This is a genomic window from Aquibacillus saliphilus (genome assembly GCF_020404745.1).
Lineage (GTDB): Bacteria > Bacillota > Bacilli > Bacillales > Amphibacillaceae > Aquibacillus > Aquibacillus saliphilus.
Map to the genome: position 1 here is coordinate 1 of NZ_JAIZAP010000034.1, position 2,274 is coordinate 2,274.

Below are 2,274 nucleotides of genomic sequence, written 5' to 3' on the forward strand. Positions count from 1 at the left end.
GAATAATATAAAATTTAATAAAAAAGATAGGGAGCAATTTCCTCTGTTTAAAATAAAAAATGAAATTTTAAGAAAGATAGAGAAATTTCAAGTATGTGTCTGAAATTAAGGGGCCCAGCCGCTTTTGAGGCGAATAAATGTGTGTTTGGGGCGAATAGTTTACTATTAGGGTTGAATTCACATATTTTTGAGGCGAATCAACGTGAGAAGGCTCACGAATCTCCAGCAAAAAGCGTAATTTTTCCAAAAACGGTATGAAATCGGTTATTTTATCATAGTTTCTATCAACTGCGGAGAATTAATAAGTAACAAGTTCTATGAAAAGAGCTTTATTATAAACAAAAGGTTTAACTGAAGACCTATCCTTAAATGTAAAAAAAAGCTACCTCTATTTGAGGCAGCTTTATATCCATCTATTATACGTACATTGCTGAAATTTCTTTTTGAAGCTTCTTGTCAGCTACATACTCGTCATAGCTCATATCTTTATCGACAATACCACTAGGTGTTATTTCGATTAAGCGATTAGCTACACTATTTACAAATTGTTGGTCATGGGATGTGAAAATTAACGATCCTTTAAATTTAATTAGACCATTATTGACTGATGTAATCGACTCTAAATCTAAGTGGTTAGTTGGTTCATCTAGCAATAAGACGTTCGAATTGCTTAGCATCATTTTTGATAACATACAACGAACCTTTTCTCCACCGGAAAGTACATCAGCTTTCTTTAGTGCTTCTTCACCAGAGAATAGCATTCTCCCTAGGAAACCACGTAAGAACGTTTCTGTTTGGTCATCTGGTGAATACTGGCGTAACCATTCAACAAGAGTTAGACTACCATCTTGAAAGTACTTTGAGTTGTCTTTTGGTAAATAGGACTGAGACGTTGTTACTCCCCAAATGTACTGACCTTCATCTGGCTCAAGTTCTCCAATTAGAATGCGAAGTAGAGTTGTTTTAGCAACTTCATCTCTACCAACAAGTGCAACTTTATCATCGCTGTTCATCGTAAAGCTAACATTATCTAATACTTTAACTCCATCAATCGTTTTTGATAATCCTACAACACGTAATAAGTCATTACCAATTTCACGACCTGGTGTGAATGCAACATATGGGTATTTACGTGACGACGGTTTAATGTCATCAAGCGTTATATTATCAAGCATTTTCTTACGAGAAGTTGCCTGTTTAGATTTTGACGCATTGGCACTGAAACGTGCAACGAAACTTTGCAGTTCCTTAATTTTTTCTTCTTTTTTCTTATTCTGGTCCTGAGCCATTCTAAGTGCTAACTGGCTAGATTCATACCAGAAATCATAGTTACCAATATAAAGTTGAATTTTACCAAAATCAACATCAGCAATATGCGTACATACTTTATTTAAAAAGTGTCTGTCGTGTGATACTACAATAACCGTGTTTTCAAAGTTAATTAAGAACTCTTCAAGCCACTGAATTGCATAGATATCTAAGTGGTTAGTTGGCTCATCTAATAATAGAATATCTGGATTACCAAATAAAGCTTGAGCTAATAAGACTTTAACTTTTTCGGAACCTGTTATATCAGCCATTTTCTTCTCGTGAAGGTTTTCGCCAATTCCAAGTCCTTTTAATAATACAGCTGCATCTGATTCAGCTTCCCAACCATTAAGCTCAGCAAATTCACCTTCAAGTTCAGCGGCTCTCATGCCGTCTTCTTCAGAAAAATCAGCCTTCATATAGATCGCATCTTTTTCTTGCATGATTTCATACAAGCGCTCATGTCCCATAACTACAGTCTTAAGCACTTCATATTCTTCGTATGCGTAATGGTCCTGTTTTAACACTGCAAGACGTTCATCTTTACCAAGTGCAACATTACCTGATTGTGGGTCTACTTCACCAGATAATACTTTTAGAAAGGTTGATTTACCGGCACCATTGGCTCCGATTAATCCGTAACAATTTCCAGCAGTAAATTTAATATTTACATCTTCGAACAACTTTTTATCACCATATTGTAAACTAACATTAGTAGCTTGTAACATATATTTAATATTCCTCCAGAAAAAACATAATCAAAGGTAAGCTTAAGCGATTTAGACGTGTAAGTCAATGGTACCAAAAAGAATAGCGTTTTATTCACCTTTTATAAATGATCACTAGTGTTGCATTAAAAGATAACGACAATGTCAAGTGTTCATTTAATTCAATTAAATGGAAATTATGGGAGATTATAGTATTCATAAAATCAAAAAAAACCCTTATAATTAGTGGCAGAAGGTA

At 34.5% G+C, this 2,274-nt stretch carries 1 protein-coding gene; it reads right to left on the reverse strand.

Annotated features, from left to right (window positions below; genetic code table 11):
- Nucleotides 1-416 precede the first annotated feature (416 nt).
- A complete protein-coding gene (locus tag LD272_RS21185) occupies nucleotides 417-2,036 on the reverse strand; it encodes an ABC-F family ATP-binding cassette domain-containing protein (protein ID WP_226038584.1) in 1,620 nt (539 codons plus the stop codon).
- Nucleotides 2,037-2,274: the final 238 nt, after the last annotated feature.

What these genes read in the sequence shown, in the direction of transcription:
- LD272_RS21185 (WP_226038584.1), bottom strand. Translation starts at nt 2,036, where the DNA reads ATGTTACAAGCTACTAATGTTAGTTTACAATATGGTGATAAAAAGTTG.